Origin of the sequence: Halarchaeum nitratireducens, assembly GCF_017874695.1 — an archaeon.
Lineage (GTDB): Archaea > Halobacteriota > Halobacteria > Halobacteriales > Halobacteriaceae > Halarchaeum > Halarchaeum nitratireducens.
Map to the genome: position 1 here is coordinate 49,767 of NZ_JAGIKY010000013.1, position 18,925 is coordinate 68,691.

The 18,925-nt window shown below is 70.7% G+C and carries 24 protein-coding genes, 2 tRNA genes and 1 pseudogene; 15 read left to right on the forward strand and 12 right to left on the reverse strand.

Annotation, left to right across the window (positions count from 1 at the left end; translation table 11 throughout):
- The first annotated feature begins 18 nt into the window (after positions 1-18).
- The 6 genes and pseudogenes from J2754_RS12515 to J2754_RS12535 all read left to right on the forward strand — a co-directional run bounded on the left by J2754_RS12515 (position 19) and on the right by J2754_RS12535 (position 2,902).
- A complete protein-coding gene (locus J2754_RS12515) occupies positions 19-471 on the forward strand; it encodes a metal-dependent transcriptional regulator (RefSeq protein WP_188878596.1) in 453 nt (150 codons plus the stop codon).
- 47 nt (positions 472-518) lie between these two features.
- A pseudogene (locus J2754_RS16760) lies at positions 519-1,266 on the forward strand (HNH endonuclease).
- 34 nt (positions 1,267-1,300) lie between these two features.
- Positions 1,301-1,403: transfer RNA gene (locus tag J2754_RS12525), tRNA-Gln, on the forward strand.
- A 196-nt stretch (positions 1,404-1,599) separates the two neighbouring features.
- Positions 1,600-1,728, forward strand: a complete 129-nt coding sequence (locus tag J2754_RS16495; protein WP_268238689.1) for a hypothetical protein — start codon at positions 1,600-1,602, stop codon at positions 1,726-1,728.
- Between the two features lie 47 nt (positions 1,729-1,775).
- Positions 1,776-2,102: a DUF7964 domain-containing protein gene (locus J2754_RS12530; RefSeq protein ID WP_211087621.1), complete on the forward strand. Its 327-nt coding sequence runs from the start codon at positions 1,776-1,778 to the stop codon at positions 2,100-2,102.
- Positions 2,103-2,209: 107 nt separating this feature from the next.
- Positions 2,210-2,902 (forward strand): HD domain-containing protein, encoded by a 693-nt coding sequence (locus tag J2754_RS12535; protein ID WP_211087622.1) that lies wholly within the window; start codon positions 2,210-2,212, stop codon positions 2,900-2,902.
- Here the strand turns inward: J2754_RS12535 and J2754_RS12540 are convergent.
- The 3 genes from J2754_RS12540 to J2754_RS12550 form a co-directional block, all read right to left on the reverse strand.
- Positions 2,899-3,519: a LysE family translocator gene (locus J2754_RS12540; RefSeq protein ID WP_188878591.1), complete on the reverse strand. Its 621-nt coding sequence runs from the start codon at positions 3,517-3,519 to the stop codon at positions 2,899-2,901. The genes J2754_RS12535 and J2754_RS12540 overlap by 4 nt on opposite strands.
- Before the next feature lie 118 nt (positions 3,520-3,637).
- Complete coding sequence (locus J2754_RS12545; protein ID WP_188878590.1) at positions 3,638-4,309, reverse strand: metal-dependent transcriptional regulator; 672 nt, start codon at positions 4,307-4,309, stop codon at positions 3,638-3,640.
- 45 nt (positions 4,310-4,354) lie between these two features.
- Complete coding sequence (locus tag J2754_RS12550; RefSeq protein ID WP_211087623.1) at positions 4,355-5,548, reverse strand: threonine synthase; 1,194 nt, start codon at positions 5,546-5,548, stop codon at positions 4,355-4,357.
- An 83-nt stretch (positions 5,549-5,631) separates the two neighbouring features.
- Between J2754_RS12550 and J2754_RS12555 the strand changes: the two genes are divergently transcribed.
- Positions 5,632-6,414 (forward strand): DUF7839 domain-containing protein, encoded by a 783-nt coding sequence (locus J2754_RS12555; protein WP_188878588.1) that lies wholly within the window; start codon positions 5,632-5,634, stop codon positions 6,412-6,414.
- A 92-nt stretch (positions 6,415-6,506) separates the two neighbouring features.
- Here J2754_RS12555 and J2754_RS12560 read toward each other — a convergent pair whose 3' ends face one another.
- Genes J2754_RS12560 through J2754_RS12580 form a run of 5 tightly spaced genes read right to left on the reverse strand, consistent with a single transcriptional unit; the run spans position 6,507 to position 8,706 of the window.
- The gene (locus tag J2754_RS12560; protein ID WP_188878586.1) at positions 6,507-7,262 is read right to left on the reverse strand and encodes a proteasome assembly chaperone family protein; all 756 of its coding nucleotides are present in this window, start codon (positions 7,260-7,262) and stop codon (positions 6,507-6,509) included.
- 5 nt (positions 7,263-7,267) lie between these two features.
- Entirely contained in the window at positions 7,268-7,438 is a 171-nt protein-coding gene (locus J2754_RS12565) for an RNA-protein complex protein Nop10 (protein WP_188878585.1), read from the reverse strand.
- Positions 7,439-7,442: 4 nt separating this feature from the next.
- A complete protein-coding gene (locus tag J2754_RS12570) occupies positions 7,443-8,249 on the reverse strand; it encodes a translation initiation factor IF-2 subunit alpha (protein ID WP_211087624.1) in 807 nt (268 codons plus the stop codon).
- Entirely contained in the window at positions 8,246-8,419 is a 174-nt protein-coding gene (locus J2754_RS12575) for a 30S ribosomal protein S27e (RefSeq protein ID WP_188878583.1), read from the reverse strand. The genes J2754_RS12570 and J2754_RS12575 overlap by 4 nt, the downstream gene beginning before the upstream one ends.
- Positions 8,420-8,421: 2 nt before the next feature.
- Positions 8,422-8,706, reverse strand: coding sequence for a 50S ribosomal protein L44e (locus J2754_RS12580; protein WP_188872706.1), 285 nt, complete (start codon positions 8,704-8,706; stop codon positions 8,422-8,424).
- 135 nt (positions 8,707-8,841) lie between these two features.
- On the opposite strand from J2754_RS12580, the gene J2754_RS12585 reads away from it, so the two are divergent.
- Entirely contained in the window at positions 8,842-9,810 is a 969-nt protein-coding gene (locus J2754_RS12585; protein ID WP_188878582.1) for a hypothetical protein, read from the forward strand.
- 48 nt (positions 9,811-9,858) lie between these two features.
- Complete coding sequence (locus J2754_RS12590) at positions 9,859-10,131, forward strand: HAH_0734 family protein (protein WP_188878581.1); 273 nt, start codon at positions 9,859-9,861, stop codon at positions 10,129-10,131.
- Between the two features lie 101 nt (positions 10,132-10,232).
- On the opposite strand, the gene J2754_RS12595 is transcribed toward J2754_RS12590, so the two are convergent.
- Positions 10,233-10,307, reverse strand: a tRNA-Met gene (locus J2754_RS12595).
- 70 nt (positions 10,308-10,377) lie between these two features.
- Positions 10,378-11,058, reverse strand: a complete 681-nt coding sequence (locus J2754_RS12600) for a type 1 glutamine amidotransferase domain-containing protein (protein WP_188878579.1) — start codon at positions 11,056-11,058, stop codon at positions 10,378-10,380.
- A gap of 140 nt (positions 11,059-11,198) precedes the next feature.
- Here J2754_RS12600 and J2754_RS12605 point away from each other — a divergent pair, with 140 nt between their 5' ends.
- From J2754_RS12605 to J2754_RS12625, 5 genes are all read left to right on the forward strand, one after another.
- The gene (locus tag J2754_RS12605; RefSeq protein ID WP_211087625.1) at positions 11,199-13,130 is read left to right on the forward strand and encodes an ABC transporter substrate-binding protein; all 1,932 of its coding nucleotides are present in this window, start codon (positions 11,199-11,201) and stop codon (positions 13,128-13,130) included.
- Positions 13,131-13,257: 127 nt separating this feature from the next.
- Positions 13,258-14,250 (forward strand): ABC transporter permease, encoded by a 993-nt coding sequence (locus J2754_RS16650; RefSeq protein ID WP_342590125.1) that lies wholly within the window; start codon positions 13,258-13,260, stop codon positions 14,248-14,250.
- Entirely contained in the window at positions 14,247-15,170 is a 924-nt protein-coding gene (locus tag J2754_RS12615; RefSeq protein WP_211087627.1) for an ABC transporter permease, read from the forward strand. Before J2754_RS16650 ends, J2754_RS12615 begins: the two co-directional genes overlap by 4 nt.
- On the forward strand, positions 15,170-16,042 hold the full coding sequence (locus tag J2754_RS12620; RefSeq protein ID WP_188878575.1) for an ABC transporter ATP-binding protein: 873 nt from the start codon (positions 15,170-15,172) through the stop codon (positions 16,040-16,042). The genes J2754_RS12615 and J2754_RS12620 overlap by 1 nt, the downstream gene beginning before the upstream one ends.
- On the forward strand, positions 16,033-17,331 hold the full coding sequence (locus J2754_RS12625) for an oligopeptide/dipeptide ABC transporter ATP-binding protein (RefSeq protein ID WP_211087628.1): 1,299 nt from the start codon (positions 16,033-16,035) through the stop codon (positions 17,329-17,331). Before J2754_RS12620 ends, J2754_RS12625 begins: the two co-directional genes overlap by 10 nt.
- Before the next feature lie 14 nt (positions 17,332-17,345).
- On the opposite strand, the gene J2754_RS12630 is transcribed toward J2754_RS12625, so the two are convergent.
- Together J2754_RS12630 and hpt are read right to left on the reverse strand one after the other, a co-directional pair.
- A complete protein-coding gene (locus J2754_RS12630; protein WP_188878573.1) occupies positions 17,346-17,618 on the reverse strand; it encodes a hypothetical protein in 273 nt (90 codons plus the stop codon).
- An 81-nt stretch (positions 17,619-17,699) separates the two neighbouring features.
- Positions 17,700-18,266 carry a hypoxanthine/guanine phosphoribosyltransferase gene (gene hpt / locus J2754_RS12635; RefSeq protein ID WP_188878571.1) on the reverse strand — a complete coding sequence of 189 codons (567 nt, stop codon included), beginning with the start codon at positions 18,264-18,266 and terminating at the stop codon, positions 17,700-17,702.
- 107 nt (positions 18,267-18,373) lie between these two features.
- On the opposite strand from hpt, the gene J2754_RS12640 reads away from it, so the two are divergent.
- Positions 18,374-18,886 (forward strand): DUF7549 family protein, encoded by a 513-nt coding sequence (locus J2754_RS12640; protein ID WP_211087629.1) that lies wholly within the window; start codon positions 18,374-18,376, stop codon positions 18,884-18,886.
- The last annotated feature ends 39 nt before the right edge of the window (positions 18,887-18,925 follow it).

The window sequence follows — 18,925 nt, forward strand, 5'->3', positions numbered from 1 at the left end:
GACGACGGAGGACGCATCGTGAACACCGCCGATCAGTACCTGAAGGCGGTCTTCCTCGTGCAACAGATCGAGGACGGCCCGGCCTCCACGGGCGCGCTCGCCGATCGCCTCGGTGTCAGCCCCGCATCCGCCAACGAGATGGTGGGGAAACTCGCCGATCAGGACCTGCTCGTCCACGAGAAGTACAAGGGCGCGACCCTCACCGACGCCGGCGAGGAGCGCGCGCGCGACGCGCTCGCCACGTACTGCGTCCTCGAACGCTTCCTCGCGAACGTCCTCGACGTCGAGGAGTACCGGGACGAGGCCGGCCAACTCGAGGCCGTCATCGACGAAACCGTCGCCGACCGCCTCGACATGATCATCGACCGCGAACCGGACTGCCCGGACTGCTTCGACGCGGAGGCCGACGCCTGTTCGCACCTCGTCGAACAGCTCGGTGAGGCCGGCGCGGGTGCGGGTGCCGGTGATTGAGGGCTGCGGAGACGATCGCTATACGACGCGTCTCCGTCCACTCCCCCATCGACTGTCCGACGTGCGGCGACACGCTCGCCACGGAGCGCGGCGTCCGTCGGCATCACACGAAGGTTCACGGTGACCCGCTCCCGAACCGGACCTGTAGGGCTGTAGCGTCGAGTCCTACGACCCCGAGTCGCAGCGGGACCTCTGCGACGACTGCAACCCGAACGCCGGCGAGTACAACGGCAACTACCGCGACGCGACGGAGGCCGCGACGTGTCGCGTCTGCGGCGACGAGTTCGACTACTACCCCTCGGACGAGGACGGCGTCTACTGCTCGGCGTGCGTCGAGGCCGCCGAGGGGTTGTTGCCCGAGAACCCGGCCGAACGCGAGCGCGTAGACACCGCGTGTACGTACTGCGATACCTCCCCGTCCGTCGTGCCGTCGCGGTTGGACGGGGCGACGCGCGGGCCGTTCTGTACCCTCGACTGCTATGGGTCGTGGTTGTCGGAGAACGTCGTCGGTGAGGACTACCACCAGTGGGAGGGCGGCCCACTTCGCTACGGCGACGGGCGGTGGGCGATCCGGCGCGAGGCACTCGAACGCGACGGCCACGCGTGTTGTCTCTGTGGCGACGGCGTCGAGACTCTCGGCCGGGAGCCCGACGTCCACCACGTCGAACGCAACGGGCCCGCGACTTCGATACACCGGCGGACGCGCACACGCTCGACAACGTCGTCACCCTCTACCGGCCGTGTCACCGCCGAGTCGAGAGCGGCGATCTCGCGGTATATCGGTCCGAAGAGTAACTCCTTAGTAGTGCACGAGCCACTACCGACGTGAAGTCCCGTGGTGTAGTGGCCAATCATAGCGGCCTTTGGTCGTATTCGGTTCCGGCCGGTACGGAAGAAAGCCGTTGACGGCGGTTCGAATCCGCCCGGGACTATTCAGACACCTACCGCTAATCGGGTGCGTCGACGATCTTCGAGATCACGGCGCCCCCGGGTTCCAGTTCGTCGTCGGGAGTGACGCGGTGGACACGCCCACCCGTAGACGTTGAGGGAGGCGCCGGTGACGACGTCACCGACTCGTCCGCCGTGCGAACCGGGGCGGTTATCACGCTCCTGTCTCTCCGTTCGGATATGCACGTATTTCGTGCCACGTGGAAACTGCTCCGTACCGGATTCGCCCTCGCCGGCGTCCTCGCAGTCGCGTTCGTCGTCCTCTCCTACGGGTGGAACGGCGAGCCGCCGACTCTCTCCCTCGAGTGAGGCGCCCGAGCGTAACGGTTTAGCGCACGCCTCGCCTTCTCGTGTTCATGTCCGCTCTCTCCTCGCTCCCGGATCGCCCGCTCACGACCACCGAAGCCGCCGCGCTGAACGACGCCGACGCCTTCGACCTCGTCGTTCCCGTCGAGCGCGAGGAAGCGGTGCGCGCCGACGACAACGAACCCGTGGTCGTCACCGAGTCGCTCGTGCTCGCCGCCGCGGACTGGGTGAAGGGGGTCGTCCACGAGGACGACGGCTGGCGCGTCGTCGAGAGCGTCGCGGTTGAGGGCGACGACCGAACGGAGGCGATGTTGACCTGCGAGGCCGCGGTCGAGGACGCGCTCAAGCCCGGCGTGCGCGCCGAGACGGACGTCTGAGACGCCCGCGTGCGGGCGTCGGCGCCTGCAAAAGGCTAAAGAGCGAAACAGGCGTCTATTGACGTAACAATGACAACGCGACACGAACCCCCGCCGGAGGTGAGGCGATGGGTGTCGAGATAAAGGAGTCCGCGCTCACCGCCGACGAACTCGCGTCGATGGAGGCCTTCGTCTACGACTACCTCAGCGCGAGCGTCGAGAACGAGGAGGACGGCGGCCGGATGCGCTGGTACCCGTGGCACTCCGCCGAGTATCGCTTCAACCACATCTGCAACGTCCGCGAGCTGGCGAGCACCATCGCGGAGCGCGAGGGCGCGGACGTCGACGTCGTGCGCGTCGCCGCGCTCTTCCACGATATCGCCAAACTCGACGCCGAACAGGAGGTCCACGCGGAGGAGGGCGCACGCGTCGCCCGCCAGTACCTCGAGACGCACGGTGAGTACCCTCCATCGTTCGTCGATCGCGTCTGTCGCGCCGTCGCGTCGCACTCGGAGACCGGGGACCTCGAATCGCTCGACCTCGAGAGCCGCTGTCTCGTCGAGGCGGACATGCTCGATAAGGTCGGCGCGAACGGGATCGCCCTGATGCTCCTCCGGATGGGGTACGAGGCGCGCACGCACATGGACGCGGCGGAGATGGTGACGCGCGTCCTCGAACGCGGTGAGGAGGCTCGAAACCGCGTCCACAGCGACGCCGCGGAGTCGATCGCCCACCAGCGACTCAAGCGCGTCCGGTGGTTCCGCGAGTGGCTCGACGCGGAAGTCCCGCGGATGGACGCCGAGCCCGAAACGGAGCGTTAGACGGCGTCGAAGAGGAACCACAGCCCGAAGGCGCAGAGCACGACGGCGCTCCCGTACCCGACGACGCGTTCGAGCGTGTCGATCGCGTCGCCCGCGACGCGCAACAGCGCCGGGAACCCGGTGATCCAGAGGAGGATCCCGCAGAAGAACCCGATTACGGTGAGCGCGCCGTTCGTCACGCCGACGGTGTAGCCGAAGGCCGACACGGTCCCGGGGTCGAGGAGTGCGACGCCGGCGGTCAGCCACCAGATTATCTGCATCGGATTCGTGAGCGCCGCGAGGAACGTCTTGCGGAAGCCCGCGCCCGACTCGGTCTCCGCGGCACCCTCGCGCGCGCTCTTCACCGCCCCGTACGCGAAGTAGCAGAGGAGGAGGCCACCGACCGCCTTCATCGCGGCCTGGAGCGTCGGCGCGTGTCTGATGAAGGCCACGACGCCGGCGTACGCGAGCGCGAAGAAACAGGCGTCCGCGGTCATGGCGCCGAGCCCGGCGCGGAACCCCGCACGCCACCCGCGCACCACTGACTCCTGAGCGATGAGGGCGTTCATCGGGCCGGGGGGCGCGGCGAGCGAGAGGCCGAGTGCGATCCCGGCGACGAGCGACACGAGGCCGGACATGGCGCATACGCGGACGCGATGCGCGAAAAAACCGTCGGACGGCGATCGATCTGTCCTCTGTGAGACGTGCGGGGCGTGCGACGCGAACGCGGACGACGCGTGCGGCGTCCGCGGCGCGCTACGCCGCCGCCTCCGCGGTCGATTCGACGCGAATACTCGCCGCGATCGACGTCGGTAGGTGGACGTCTCGGCCGTCGACGCGCACCGTCACCATGTCGATCGGCGCGATGGCGACCACGTCGAGTTCGGCACCGGGTTCGATGCCCCGCTCCGCGAGGTACCGGAGGTGTTCGTCGTCGCGGTCGCTGACGCGCGCGACGGTGACGGTGTCGCCTTCCTCGGCGTCGGCGAGCACCCCGGTGTCGTCGTCGGCGAGCGGCGTGAGCTCCGCGGTGGGGATCGGATCGCCGTGCGGGTCGACCGCGGGTTCGCCGAGCGCGTCGGCGACGCGGCGTTCGAACGCCTCACTGATGTGGTGTTCGAGCGCGTCGGCCTCCTCGTGGACCTCGCTCCAGTCGTAGTCGAGGTGCTCGGCGAGGTAGGATTCGAGGAGCCGATGGTGGCGTAGCACTTCGAGCGCGACCGTTTCGCCCTCCTCGCTGAGCTCGACGCCCTTGTACTTCTCGCGGACGATGAGGTCGCGCTCGTCGAGTTTCTCCACCATGCTCGTCACCGTCGGCGGCGTCACGCCGAGGTACTCCGCGAGATCGGACGTCCGGACCGGCGGCTCGCCTTCGCGTTGGAGGACGTAGATCGCTTTCAGGTAGTCTTCCATCACGTCGCTCAGCATCACTGTCCCGAGTTAGATGCGTCTAAGACTTAGGGTTGCCGTCCGCTAGATCCCCTTGCTCATCAGGTGCGAGCGCAGGACGTCGTCGTCCTTGCTCCCCGCTCCCGCGTTGACGAGGACGAGCGTGTCATCGGCGTCGAGCTCGCCGCGTTCGGCGAGCGCGTAAGCGGCCGCGACCGCGGTCCCGCTCGACGCGGAGAGTTCGAGTCCGGCGGTCCCCGCGAGTGACGTCGCCCCCTCCAGTGTCTCGGGGTCGGGCGCCGCGACGGCCCCACCGCCCGTCTCGCGGATCGCGTCGAGCGCGAGGTTCCCACCCGCGGGGTCGGGGATCTCGATGCGTCCGCAGATGGTGTCCGGGGCGTCCCACGGCTCGTACGCCTCGCGGCCCTCCTCGAACGCGCGGACGATCGGGGCACACCCCTCGGCCTGCGCGGCGTAGAGCTTCGGCGTCCCCGACGCGAGTCCGAGCGCGTCGAGTTCGCGCGCGGCCTTGCGAAAGGCGTGGAGTCCGGCGCCGCGGCCGGTCGGGTGGATCACGCGATCCGGCGTCTCCCAGTCGAGTGCCTCGGCGATCTCGACGTACGCCGTCTTCAGCCCCTCGTGGGGGTACGGCGTCGAGAGCGCCTGTACGGGGTGCCACTCGTCGTGCTCGGCGACCGCGTCCGCGAACGCCGACGCCGCGGCGTCGATGCGCCCCTCGACGACCGACATGTCTCCGCCGTGAACGTTCACCATCGCCTTGTTCGTGAAGGTCGCGCGCGACGGGACGAACGTGTGGCTGTCGAGGCCGGCGCGAGACGCGTACGCCGCCGCGGACTGCCCGTCGTCGCCCGTCGAGGCGAGCGCCACGTCGCTCGCGCCGGCGCGCTTCGCCGCCGTCACGGCCACCGACTGCCCCCGATCGTCGATCGTTCCCGTCGGGTTCCGTCCCTCGTCCTTCACGTAGACGGCGGCGACGCCGAGTTCTTCGGCCAGCGACGGCACCGGCACGAGCGGCGTCCCGCCCTCCATCGTCGTCACCGCCGCCTCGGGGGAGAACGGGAGGAGCTCGTGGTAGCGCCACTGCGAACGGGTCGTGCGCGCCGCGAGCGTCGTCGGTTCGAGATCGACCGCGTCGAGCTCGTAGGCCGCGTCGAGTACGCCCCCGCACGACGGACAGCGTCCCGCCACGTCGTCGCCGTCGACCGTCGCGTCGCAGGCCGTACACCGCGCGCCCGTGAACGCCGGGTTCGTCTCCATGCCTGAGTCGTGAACGACGCGCGCGTTAAGCCCTGCCTTTCGGGACCGGTGGCTCTTTGACGCCCAGCACCGAGGTGTCGCGTATGACCGACGTCCTCGCGGACAAACGGACCGCGACGCGGTTCCGCGTGCTCGTCGAGATCGCGGACCGCCAGCCCGCGGTCAGCCAAGGGGAGATCGCCGACGCCGTCGGCGTCACGACGCAGGCCGTCAGCGAGTACATCCGCGACCTCGTCGACGACGGCCTCGTGGAGAAGGAGGGGCGCTCGCGCTACCGTGTCACCAAGGAGGGCGTCGACTGGCTGTTGCGCACCGCCGACGACGTCCGGCGCTACGCGGATCGCGTCACCGAGGACGTCCTCGGGAGCGTTCACGAGGACGCCGCCATCGCCCTCGACGACGTCGACGCCGGCGACGCGGTCACGCTCACGATGCGCGACGGCCTGCTCCACGCCGACCCGGGCGGCGAGGGATCGGCCTCCGGCGTCGCCACGACCGACGCCGCGGCCGGCGACGACGTCGGCGTCACCGGCTTCGAGGGCATCATCGACCTCGAGCCCGGTCGCGTCACCGTCTATCAACTCCCGCCCGTCCGAACCGGCGGGAGCGACGCCGTCGACCTCGATGCGCTCCGGGACGCCATCGCCGACGTCGACCTCGTCCTCGCCGCCGGCGTCGAGGCCGTCGTCGCCCTCCGAAAGGTCGATCGCCCCCCCGCGGTCACGTTCGCCGTCGGCGAGGTGGCCGCCGAGGCCACCAGCCGCGGCCTCGACGTCGTCGTCGTCGCCACCGCCGACACCGTCGGCCGCGTCACCGACCCGCTGCGCGACGCCGACGCCCGCTACGAGGTCGCGGACATCACGTAGCGAAGACGGACCGGTCCCGACTCCCTACGCTCCCGGAACTCGACGCCACGGTCGGCGAGTCCCGACCCACCGCGGTCCGAGCACACCGCCCGTTAGCCGATGTAGCGTAGGTCCTCGTCGCCGCCCGCGCTCGGCCCGCTCTCCATCTGTTGCATCTGCTCGACGACGTCCTCCATCTCGTCGGCCCGTTCGTCGAGCGCCTCGTAGTCCACCGCGAACCCGAGGAGGTCTTCGAGCGTTTCGAGGACGACGCGCGCGCTCTTCGGGTCGACGAGGTAGCCCGACGTCTCGCCCATCAGACACGCCGCGTCGAAGCCGCGCCGGCCGCCGAGGCCGACGAGCAGCCCGGAGGTACCGACGATGCCACCCGCGGGCTCCTCCGCTCGGAACTCGACGCCGACCTCTTCGAGGGACGCCTTGCGCTCGTCGTTCGAGACCGCGCCCACGACCGCGTGGTCCTCGACGAGTTCGCCCGTCGGCACGCCGCCGAGCGCGTACACCTCCTCGGTGCCGAAGTCGGCGGCGACGTCGAGGAACGCGTCCGTCAGTCGGTAGTGTCCGCGGTTGTCGGCGGCCTGGTGGTCACCGGTGAGCACGAGGAGGTCACGCCCCTCGGTCTCGATCGCGTGGAACGTCGCGTCGGCCAGCGAGGCGACACCGTCCTTGTCGACCGTCACCTGCGGCGGGAACGCCTCCGAGAACACCCGGCGGACGAGCGTCCCCCCGCCCTCCTCGATGAGGTGTTCGGCGACGAGTTTCCCGACGTGGCCGACCCCGGGGAGCCCCTCGATGAGGACCGGGTCGTCCAACTCGACGTCCGCGACGACCTCGATGTCGACTTCGTCCATGCGACTTACTCGCGTGCGCGGCGCTTAAGTTTGCGTCGGTACTCGCCGTACGGGTCGTCGGGATCGAACGGCGCGGGCGCCGAGTTCTCCGTCCGCTCGCCGCACTCCGGACACGTCTCAGAAAGGGTGTAGACGGGGCGTTCGTGCGCGCGGCAGAGACGGATGTCCGCGTGCACGGCCCTACGCCTCTTCTTCGAGTTGCCGCTCGCGGTGGAACTCGCCCGTCCCGCCGTGCGCTTCGACGTCCTCGGTCGCGCGCCCGGCGGCGGCCTCGAGCTCCGTCTCCGCCGTCTTGTAGTTCGGCGCTTCGACGCGCACGCGGTACTCGGGCGCGCCGACGTACGTCACTTCGAGTTCGGCCTCGTCGGGGACGCTGTCCGCGTCGCCCTCCGCGGCCCGGAGCGCGGACTTGATGTCGTCGACGCCGGCCGGCGACGGCGATTCGAGGTGCACGTACCCCGTCACCGTGACGTACGGAACGGAGACGTTCTCGCGCGCCGTGCTGACGATCGCGTCGACGTCGTCGTCGTCGAGGTCGCACGGCTCCAGGGCCTCCTCGCCGTGGATGGCGGCCTGCTCGAAGCCGTCATAGAGCGACCCGAACTCGGCGACGAGTTCGTTGGCGACCGCACGGAAGCGATCGTCCGCCATCTCCTCGCCGAAGGCCAGCTCCATCCACTTGTCGGCCTTCTGTTCGTTCTTCCACTCCTGGATCGCGTCGGAGCGCTGGTGGTCGTTGACGTCCTTGATCGAGAGGTCGATCTGCTTGGACGATGTATCGACTTCGAGGACCTTGGCGACGACCGTTTGGTCCTCGCGGACGTGGTCCCGAACGTTCTTGATCCAGCCGGATGCGACCTCGCTGATGTGGACCAGCCCGCGCTTATCGCGGTACTCCTCCAAGTCGACGAAGACGCCGAAGTCCTCGATCTCGTCGACCTTCCCGACGACGAGTTCGCCGGGCTCGGGCCAGCCCTCGTACTTCATCGGGCCTCGACGGTCTCCGTGACCTCGGCTTCGATGGTTGCCTTCCCGCCGGTCGGGCGCGCGAGCGTCGTCCCGCAGACGGCGCACGCGACCGTCGAGGAGGCCTTCTCGAAGACGACCTGTTCGTTCTCACAGTCCGGACAGCGGACGCGGAAGAAGTTCCCGGACATCGTTACTCCTGGAACTCCAGCTTGCCGGCGCGCCATCCCTCGCGGAGGTGGGCGTTGCCACACTCGCTGCAGCGGTACTTGAGGTCCGTCTTCTTCGTGGGCTTGTCCCCACCCGGCACCTTCGAGAACTTCCCGGAGTTCCCGATGCGGGAGGTCTGGCGCTCGCGCTGGCGGCCCTGGACCTTGGTCATGCCCGAGGTGCGGCCCGAACGGACCTTCTCGACCTCGTGCTCGTGGTGTTCGTGGCAGTGCGGACAGTAGGTGTTGAAGCGTCGTGGCATCTCCATAGCGAATCAGCTCTGTTGTCCCTCGGTTCGACTCCGACGCTTAAAATGGACACGGTTCGCCCCCGACCACGCGACGGTGTGGCCGTCGCTTCACACGGCCGTAGTTATTTGCCGTCGGCTGACACACCGCTCGGTATGGTCCGCCGCCGCGCTCTCCTCGGTTGTGTCCTCCTCGTCGCGGTGCTCGCCGTCGTCGTGACGCCCGCCGCTGCGCGCCCACCGCCACAGCCCGTCTCGGGCTTCGACGGGTTCGGCGGTGACGCGCGTGCGCCCGGGACCGGTCCGCCCACGGAGACGACCGACGTCACCGTGAACGTCGCCGTCGCCGCGAACGGGTCGAGCGTCTGGACCGAACGCGCGACGCTCACCGACCCCGACGCCGCCGATGCCCTCCGAGCGAACGAGAGCCGCCGCAGGGCCGTCATCGCCGCCCAATTCGACCATCGGTTCGGCCGCGACACCCACGCTCTCGCCTCGCACGTCGAGAACGACACGCTCGTCGTCACGTATCGTCTCGACGGCGTCGTCCATGAGGCGGGCGGCGGGGTTCTCTTCGCGCCGTTCGCCGACTACACCAACGACTACTACCCGGGCGACGCGGACGTGACCGTCGACGCGCCCGCGGGCTACCGGGTCGTCGATCGCCCGGACGCGATGGCCGTCGCGGACGGCGGCGCGACGCTCCGCTGGAACGACTCGACCGGCGCGGGCGACGCCGGCGTCTCCCCCGGCCTCGTGACGTTCGCGTCCGCGGGCGCGACACTCCCGGGCGTCCGCGCGGAACTCGCCGTCCTCGCCGCCTACGGTCTCCCGACGGTCGGCGTGGGCGGCGTCTACGCGCTCCTCTTCGGCGCCCCGTTCGGTCTCGTCGCCTCCGGCGGCGTCAGACTCGTCCGCGACGACCGACGGACGGTGCGCGCGAGCGCGCTCGCCGTCGCCCTCTCCGTCGGCGTCGTCGCGGCCCTCACGACCTATCCCGCGACCGGCAGTGTAGTCGCAGGCACCCTCCACCCCTTCTTCCTCACACTCGCCGTGCCGTTCGCCCTCCTCGTCTCGCTCGTCGGCATCGGGGTCCACGTCGCCATCGCCCGCCACGAGCGATAGCGCCACCAGTGCGATGGCTTTAATCGGCGGCCCGCTGAACCGGCGCGCATGAAGCGGCTCATCATCCACGGGGATCCCGGCGTGCGCAACGGCGCGGTCATTGAGCACGACGGCGCGGAGAAGGTCCTCTTCGGCGTCACCCGAAACGGCGACTGGCACGGCCCCGAACGCGTCCAGCTCTGGTGCGTCATGGGTGAGCGGGACGAGCTCGAGGACTACGAGAAGCGAAACTACGTCCCCCACTGGCTCGACGTCGAGACCGTCGACGCCGAGGACGTCACGGTCGTCACCGAGTCGCAGACGTCGCTGACGATCGAGTAGAACGCCCGTGCGATCCTTGCCGCTCATCGCGGCGACGAGTCGGTGACTTCGCGAGTGAGGGACGAGACCGATTCGGGGAACGACGAATCAGAGAACGGAGATAGCGGGTGGTAGATTTGAACTACCGATCTCCGGGTTATGAGCCCGGCGGAATCTCCTGGCTATCCCAACCCGCTGATTCTTCGTAACGCCCTCCTGCGGATAAGGCTTGCGAAGCCCGGTGCCGTGTGCGGGTTTTTCTCTCCCTCAGAGACCGAGTTCGTCCGCGAAGGTCGCGGCGGCGTCGGCGGAGGACTCCGGGCCGCGCGCGGTCACGAGGTCGCCGTCGACGGTGACCGAGGTGTCGGCGTCGAGTTCGGCGTCCCAGTTCGCGCCGGCCGCGACGACCTCGTCCTCGACCCAGTAGGGGAGCTTGCGGCCGTCCGGCATCAGGTCGTGCTCGTCGACGATTCCCTCCTCCCACTCGTTCGGGAAGCCGGTGACGTCGCGGCCGGCCACGACGAAGTCGCCGTCGGCGTCGCGCGCGAACGCGAGGATGCCGACGGCGTGGCAGACGACGAGCGCCTTCCCGTCCCCGCCCGCGACCTGCTCACGGAGGAGGCGTCTCGCGTCGCGGTCCTGATTCACGTCCCACGCGGTGCCGTGGCCGCCGGGGAAGACGACCGCGTCGTAGTCGGCCGCCTCGACCGCCGCGATCGGCTCGGGATCGTTCAGGCGCTCGTCGGTCTCGTCGACCTCCGTCACCCACGCGGCGGTCTCCTCGCCGACGTTCTCCGGGTCGACCGAACGCTCGTCGACGACCGGCGGGTTCCCGGTCGGCGTCGCCACCGTGATCTCGGCGCCGCGCTCGTCGAGCGTCGTGAGCGGCTCGATACACTCTTCGCCCCAATATCCCTCCTCGCTAACGACGAACAGTACGGACGTCATGGCGTCGTCAACTTCGGGCGCACCGGGGTTAACCGTGACTTCGTGTGCGACGCTCGCCGCTTCGGCCACCGCGCGTGACCCGCCTCCCCCGCCAGCGTCGACGCGACGTTTATATCCCGAGGGGGTCGTGTTGTAGGAACATGGTCGATGGGGCGGCTCCGACGCGACGCCGGTTCCTCGCGGCCGGCGCGGGCGCGGCGACGTTCTCCCTCGCCGGCTGTTTCGGCGACGACGCGACGTCATCGGCAGCGACGTTCGCGCTCGGGACGAGCGGATCGTTCGCCGGCCTGAACCCGCTCGCCACCGCCTCCTCGCACTCGTGGATCCTCCTCGATCTGGTGTACGAGAGCGGCACCGTGGTCGATCCCGTGACGTTCGACGTCCGCCCGAACGTCTTCACTGACTGGCGGATCACGGGCGCGGACGGCGCCGACGCCCGTCCCGCCATCGACGTCGCGGTCCGCGACGGTCTCACGTTCACCGACGGGACGCCGCTCACCGTCGCGGACGTCCTGTTCACCTACCGCTACCTCCGCGAGCAGCGCCCGGCGCGTTATCTCCCGGTCGTCTCCGCGATTACCGCCGTCGAGCGCGCGCCCGACGACTGGGACGTCCGTCTCCGCCTCTCCGAGCCCGTCGGGACGTACGCGAGCAGCACGCTCGCGCTCCCGATCCTCCCCGAGCACGTCTGGGGCGACGTCGACGACTACCGTCGCTACCGTCCCTCGGAACGCGGCGGCCCCGTCGGTCTCGGCCCCGGGCGCGTCACCACCTACGACCCCGACACGTCCGCGTCGCTCGCCTTCCGCGACTCGGGCGAGTACGTGCTCTCCTCGCTCGACTGGCGCCGCGACCACGACGTCCTCGACGCGGGCGGACCGTTCCTCGACGAGCTCCGCGTCCGCGTGTACGGCTCCGACGCCGCCCTCCAGCGCGCGTTCCTCGACGACGAGATCGACGCGATCTACCGGACGGCCGCCACCGCCTCCCTCCCGGAGATCGAGTCTGCGGCCGACAAGACGCTCGTCGAGGGGTCCGCGACCGGCTACGGCTACTACGGCTTCAACCTCCGGCGCGAACCGCTCGACGACCTCCTCTTCCGGCAGGCGCTCGCCTTCGCCTTCGACGACTACCACTACGTCACCGAACTCCACGACGGCTACGTCACGCGTGGCGACTTCGTCGTCCCGCCGGGATACACCGCCGTCCGCCCGGAGACGGACGCGGACGCCGCGGTCCTCGCCGACCCCGCCACGGAGGCCTACGCCTATCGCGGGCGCGACGACGGCGCCGCCCTCGACGTCGCGGCCGTCCGCGACTTCCTCACGAGCGGCGAACCGATCACGGGCGAACCCGGGACGTACGCGGGCCGGTCGTACCCCGGGAGTCTCACGGGCGTCCGCGCGAGCCAGCGCGGCGCGCGCCACGACTACACCTTCGGACCGGTGCGATCCGACGCGCTCGCGGACGCGGACACGGACGTCGAACTCCGCGTCGACGGCCGGACGATCCCGGACCTGCTCGGCGGTCCGCTCGAATTCCTCATCACGCCGGCGTCGCGCTCGCCCGAGCGTTCGGCGATGACGTCGGCCTGGATCGAGGCGCTCGGACGGCTCGGGATCCCGGCGACCCGAACCGTGTTGAGCCTCACCGCGATGGTCGAGGCCGTCTACGCCCGCGAGGCGTTCGACGTCTACCCGCTGAGCGTCGGCGACCTCTCGCCGTTCGCCGTCACGTCGCTCTACTCGCTCTTTCACGGCGACAACGCCGATCCCGCGGGCGACGACGCCGTCCGTGCGAACAACCCCACGGGATACGGGCTCGCCGCGCACGCGAGCGCGAACGACCTCATCGAGCGCGCGCTCCGCGAGACCGACGGCGAACGGCGCAACGCCCTCGCGCGCCGCGCGGTCGAACGGATCTACCTCGACGCCCCCGTGATGGTGACCGAGTATCCGCGGATTCGATGGCCCCTCGACACCGACGCGTGGACGAACTACGTCGCCGACATCCCCGGGCCCGGCTCCACGAACCTCGCGACCGAGCTCGCGCAACTCAGGCCGCGGAGGTGAGACGCGTGGGCGAGCCCGCGGCCCCGTGTCGCCGCACTCGTCGTCAGCGATCCACCGCCCGTCCGCGCCGGGGTCGTCGTCCCGTCGTGCCGCGGCGGTCGGGCCGCCAGTCGAGCGGGTGGTGCGCGTGACGCGCGTCGGCGCGGCCTACCTCGTCCGCCGCCTCGCCGTCGCGTACGCCACCCTCCTCGTCGTCATGACGCTCCTCTTCGTTCTCCTGCGCGCGATGCCGGGATCGTTCGTGAGCGCGATGACGACGCCGGGGATGACCACCGCACAGCTCGCGCGCTTGGAAGCCGCGTGGGGCGTCCACGACCCCCTCTGGGTGCAGTACGGTCGCTTCCTCCTCAACTATCATACCGGGCAGTTCGGCTGGTCGCCGACGATGCACGCGCCCGTCGCCGACGTGCTCGCGCGCCGCCTCCCGCGCACGCTCGTCCTCTTCGGTGCGGCCCTCCTCGCCTGCTACGTCGTCGGTCCGCTCGTGGGGATGGTGCTCGGCTGGTACCGCGACGCCCGCGGCGGGACGCTCGCCCTCGCCGTCTCGTTGTTCGTCTACGCCACGCCGGTCTTCTGGGTCGCGTGGCTCCTCGTCTGGCTCTTCGACCACCGACTGGGGTGGCTCCCGAGCGCCAACATGGTGACGCAGTTCCCCGCCTTCGCCCCCGCGCCCCTCCCCGTCGCCCTCGACTTCCTCCGGCACCTCGCGCTCCCCCTCCTGTCGGTCGCCGCGGTCGGGTGGGTCGGCGCGGCGCTGCTCGTCCGCCCCGCGATGCGCGACGCCATGCGCGCCGACTACGTTGACCTCGCGCGGGCGAAGGGGCTGCGCGAGCGCACGGTCCTCTTCAAGCACGCCGGTCGCAACGCCCTCGTTCCCGTCACGACGAGCGCCGCGATCGCCCTCGCTTTCCTCGTCGACGGGGCCGTCGTCACCGAGACCGTCTTCTCGTGGCCGGGGATGGGACGACTGATCGTCACGGCCGTTCTCGACCGCGACTACCCGCTCGCGCAGGCCGCGTTCTTCCTCGTCGCCGTCGTCGTCGTCGTCGTCCGCCTCTGTCTCGACGTCGTCTACACGTACCTCGATCCGCGGATCTCGCTCGGAGGGCGCGACGAATGACGGGCCGCGCCGCAGACCGCGACGCGAGCGCCGTGTCGCCGCGGGCGCGCCGGGCGCTCCGCCGGTTCCTGACGAATCCCCTCGCCCTCGTCGGGACGGTCGTCCTCGGCGTCGTCACGTGCTGCGCGCTCGCTCCGGACGTCGTCGCCCCCCACGACCCCGAGTGGGTGGCGTACGTCGGGACGGGCGACGGCCGCCTCACGCTCGCCCAATCGCGCTCCCTCCCGCACCCGCCGGCGTTCGGCGATCCCTTCTTCGCCCCGCTGGGAACCACGGCGTCCGGCCACGGCGTCTTCACCGAGCTCGTCTACGGCGCGCGCACCGCGCTCCTCGTCGGTCTAGCCGCGGCGCTCCTCTCCTCGCTCGTCGGCGTCCCGCTCGGCCTCTGCAGCGGCTACTACGGCGGCTGGGTGGACGAGGCGATCCAGCGCGTCGTCGACGTCCTCTACGGCGTGCCGTTCCTCCCCTTCGTCATCGTCCTCGTCGCCATGCGCGGGGCCTCGACGACCACCGTCGTCCTCGCCATCGCCGCGACGTCGTGGCTGAACAACTGCGTCGTCGTCCGCGGAACGACGCTGTCGCTCGTCCGGCGCACCTACGTCGACGCCGCGCGGGCCGCCGGTCTCCCCGCCCACCGGATCGTCGCCAGACACGTCCTCCCGGACGTCCTCCCCGTCGCCGCGGTCCTGCTCGTGCAGGACGCCGCGACCGCGATCCTCACCCACGCCACCCTCGCGTACCTCGGCCTCGCGGACGTCACGACGGCCTCGTGGGGGGTGTTGCTCCAGCAGGTGCAGGCGACCGGGCACGTCTTCGACGCGCCGTGGTGGCTCCTCCCGCCCGGCCTCGCCATCGCGTCCCTCGTCGCCGCCTTCTACTACGTCGGGCACGCCGTCGAGGACGTCACGGGTGCCGACTGATGCTCCTCGACATCGACTCCCTCACGGTCCGCTATCGGCCGTCCGCCGGCGGCGCTGATCCCGACCCCGTCCGCGCGCTCGACGACGTCTCGCTGCGCGTCGAACGCGGCGAGACGTACGGCCTGCTCGGCGAGTCCGGCTCCGGCAAGACCACGCTCGCCCGCGCGCTCGTCGGCCTCCTCGACGACGCCGGCGGGGTCGTCCGCGGCCGCGCGTGGCTCGACGCCGTGCCGCCGGCGTGGGCGAACCCCGACGGGACACCGCGTGCGGCGGTCGTCGCCGACGACGCGTCCCCGGTGCGCGCGGACGGCGCCACGGACCTACTCGCGCTCCCCGACGGACACCTGCGAGACCTCCGGTGGGCCGAGATCGCCCTCGTCCCCCAGCGCGCGATGGGTGCCCTCGATCCCGCGTACACCGTCGGCGCGCAGATCCGCGAGGCCGTCCGGCGACACGACTCCGACGCGGACGCGGGCCGGCGCGCCCGTGACGCCCTCGATCGCCTCGGCCTCGGTGCGACACGGGCGGGCGATCGCCCGCACGAACTCTCGGGTGGCGAACGCCAGCGCGCCGTCCTCGCCATGGCGCTCGCGTGCGATCCCGCGTTGATCGTCGCCGACGAACCGACGACGGGGCTCGACGCCGTGACGCGCGATCGCATCCTCGACGACATCGCGTCGCTCGACGCCGCCGTCCTCCTCGTCAGTCACGACCTCGCCGCGCTCGCCGAGACCGCGACGCGCCTCGCCGTCCTCCACGACGGCCGGGTGGTCGAGACCGGGCCGACGGAGGCGGTGCTCGGCGAGCCGACGAACCCCCACACGGCCGCGCTCCGCGATGCGTGGCGCCTCGGAGGTGGCGCGTGGGACTGATCGAACTCGACGGCGTGTCGAAGGCCTACGGCGGCGAGCGCACCCTCCTCGACGTCCTGCGCGGGCGCGATCCCGACCCCGTCCGCGCGCTCGACGATGTCTCGCTGCGCGTCGAACGCAGCGAGACGTACGGCCTGCTCGGCGAATCGGGAGCGGGGAAGACCACGCTCTGTCGCCTCCTCGTCGCCCTCGACGCGCCGAGCGCCGGAACCGTCCGCTTCGACGGCCGCGACGTTCACGCGCACACCGGAAGCGAGGAGCGCGCGTTCCGCGCGCGCGTCCAGCCGGTGTTTCAGGACCCCTACGAGAGCCTGAACCCGACCGTGCCCGTCGGGCGAACCGTCGCCGAGCCCCTCGTCGGCCGTCTGGACGGTCCGGCGCGCCGCGAGCGCGTCCGGCGGGTCCTCGCGGACGTCGGCCTCACCCCCACCGACGCCTACGTCGACGCGCGTCCCCGGGAGCTCTCCGGTGGCGAACGCCAGCGCGTCGCGCTCGCCCGCGCGCTCGCTTCCGATCCGGACGTGATCGTCCTCGACGAGCCCGTCTCGATGCTCGACGCGCGCACCCGCGCGGCCGTCCTCGCCCGACTCGCGGACCTCCAAGCCGACTACGGTCTCACATACGTCCTCGTCAGCCACGATTACCGCCTCGTCCGCGGCGTCTGCGACCGCGTCGCCGTCCTCTACCGCGGCCGCGTCGTCGAGCGCGGGCCCGCCGCGACCGTCCTCGCCGACCCGCACCACCCCTATACGGCCGCGCTCCGCGACGCTACGCCGACGCTCGATCCGACGACCGAACGCCGCCACGCGGACGTCACACCCGCCGTCACCGACGCCGACGACCCGCCCTCCGGGTGCCGGTTCCACCTCCGCTGTCCGCGCGTCGTCCCGCCCGACGACTGGAGCGGGAGCCGCGACGCCTTCCGCCGCGCCCTCCGCTTCCGCCGCCGCGTCGCGGAACGCGATCCGGTCCTCGACGGTCACGCCGACGCCGACGCCGTCCTCGCGCACGGCCTCGTCCTCGACCTGCCACGCGCTCACCGGACCGCGTCCGAGCGCGACTCCGGTGGGACGCGCGTCGACCCCGATGCCCTCGACCTCGGCCGGGACGAACGCGCCGCGCTCGACGCCGCCGCCGCGGCGATCGTTCGCGGCGACGACGAGGCGGCGGAAGCGGCGCTCCGCGGCGTCGTCGAAACCGCCTGCGCGCGCGAGGCGCCCGCCGAACGGACCGTCGACGGCAGCACCGTCACCTGTCACGACCCGGTGTCGAGCGAGCGCGACGCGTAGCTACCGACTCTCCGCTATTCGAGGAGACGCCGAAACAGCCGCCAACAGCCGTACGCCATCGTGAGAAGGGCACACCCGAGGGCGACGATCGGGAGGCTCACCCGGAGCGGGACCGTTCCGTAGGCGGTGACGCCGGCGGCGAGCGCCGCGCCGAACCCGGCGAGCGCGTACCCACACACGAGCGCGACGACGCCGACGAGCGCCGCGAACGCGCACAGCGGCCCGCGGACCGACTCCGGGAGTGAGAGTAAGCCGAGGAACAGGAACGAGTCCGGGAGCGGCGGCATTCGAGCGGTCGTTGGCGCGCCGCACACGTCAACCCCCTCCTCTCACCGCAACGCCGCTCCCGAATGAGAGCGCGCTCGTCGCTATCCGTCGCCGTGCTCGTCCGTGATGACGACCTCGCCGTCGACGACGTCGACGTTGATCAACGTCTTCACGTCGACGTCCGTCCCGTCGAGGTCGTTCGGCCCCGCCTTCTTGATGACCGCGAGGACGTCCGCGACGTCCGCGCCGACGTGTTCGAGGGCATCCGTGATCGCGCGTAGCGTCCCGCCCGTCGAGAGCACGTCGTCGAGGACGACGACTCGGTCGCCCTCCTGCACGTCGTTGATGTACATCTCGGACTCGGAGTAGCCCGTCTGCTGGGTGAGCGACACCTCGTCGTCGAGGCCGTACTCGCGCTTGCGGATGACGACGAGCGGGATGTCCGTCATCAGGGAGAGCGCCGTCGAGATGTGGATGCCCATCGCCGCCGGCGTTACGATCTTGTCCACGTCGTCGAGGTCCGCCTTCCGGATAAGGCGGATCGTGATCTCGCGGAGGAGCTCGGGCTCCAGCATCGGCACGCCGTCGCTGATCGGGTGGACGAAGTAGTGATAGCCGTCCTTCTCGATGATCGGCGCGTCGAGTAACGAGCGCTTCAGTCGATCCATGTCGCCACTTCGAGCGCGCGCAATAAAGCCTGACGGACCGTCCGCCCCCGCCGATCCGCGCGCGTCGGCGGACACGCTTAAGCCCCCGTCTCGGATAGCCGGGTACGATGCCACGCTGGACCGCCCCCGAGTACGAAAATCCGCTCGCCGTCGTCTTCGTCTGGGTCAGCACCCTCCTCCCGTGGGAAGTCGCGTACGCCACGCTCCCCGGCCCCGGCGTCTCACTCTTCTTCGTCCGCTGGCCCTTCTTCCAACTCCGGCGACTCGCCGACCTGACGAGCCCCGCCAGCGAACTCACGTTCGCGCTCTCGCTCAACGCCTACCAGTTTCAGACCGGGACGACCATCTACACCGGCTATCTCGTTTGGACCGTCGTTTCCCTCGCCTCCCTCTGTCTCCTCGCCTTCAGCCTCTACTTCTACGTCCGCGAGGACGACGTCGTCGCGCGCGTCGACCGGCCCGCACGGCCCGTCGGTGCCGCGCTCTGTTGTACCGGCCTGGGCTATCTCGCCACCGGCTACGCCATCTACGCGACCGGCTTCGCCGGCCTCCACGTCCCCGTCGGCGCGCTCTTCCAACTCCTCTTCGGTGCGCTCCTCCTCACCAACGACCCCGCCTGAGCCGCTGAGGATAAGTACGGGCCGCGCGAGGTGGCCGAT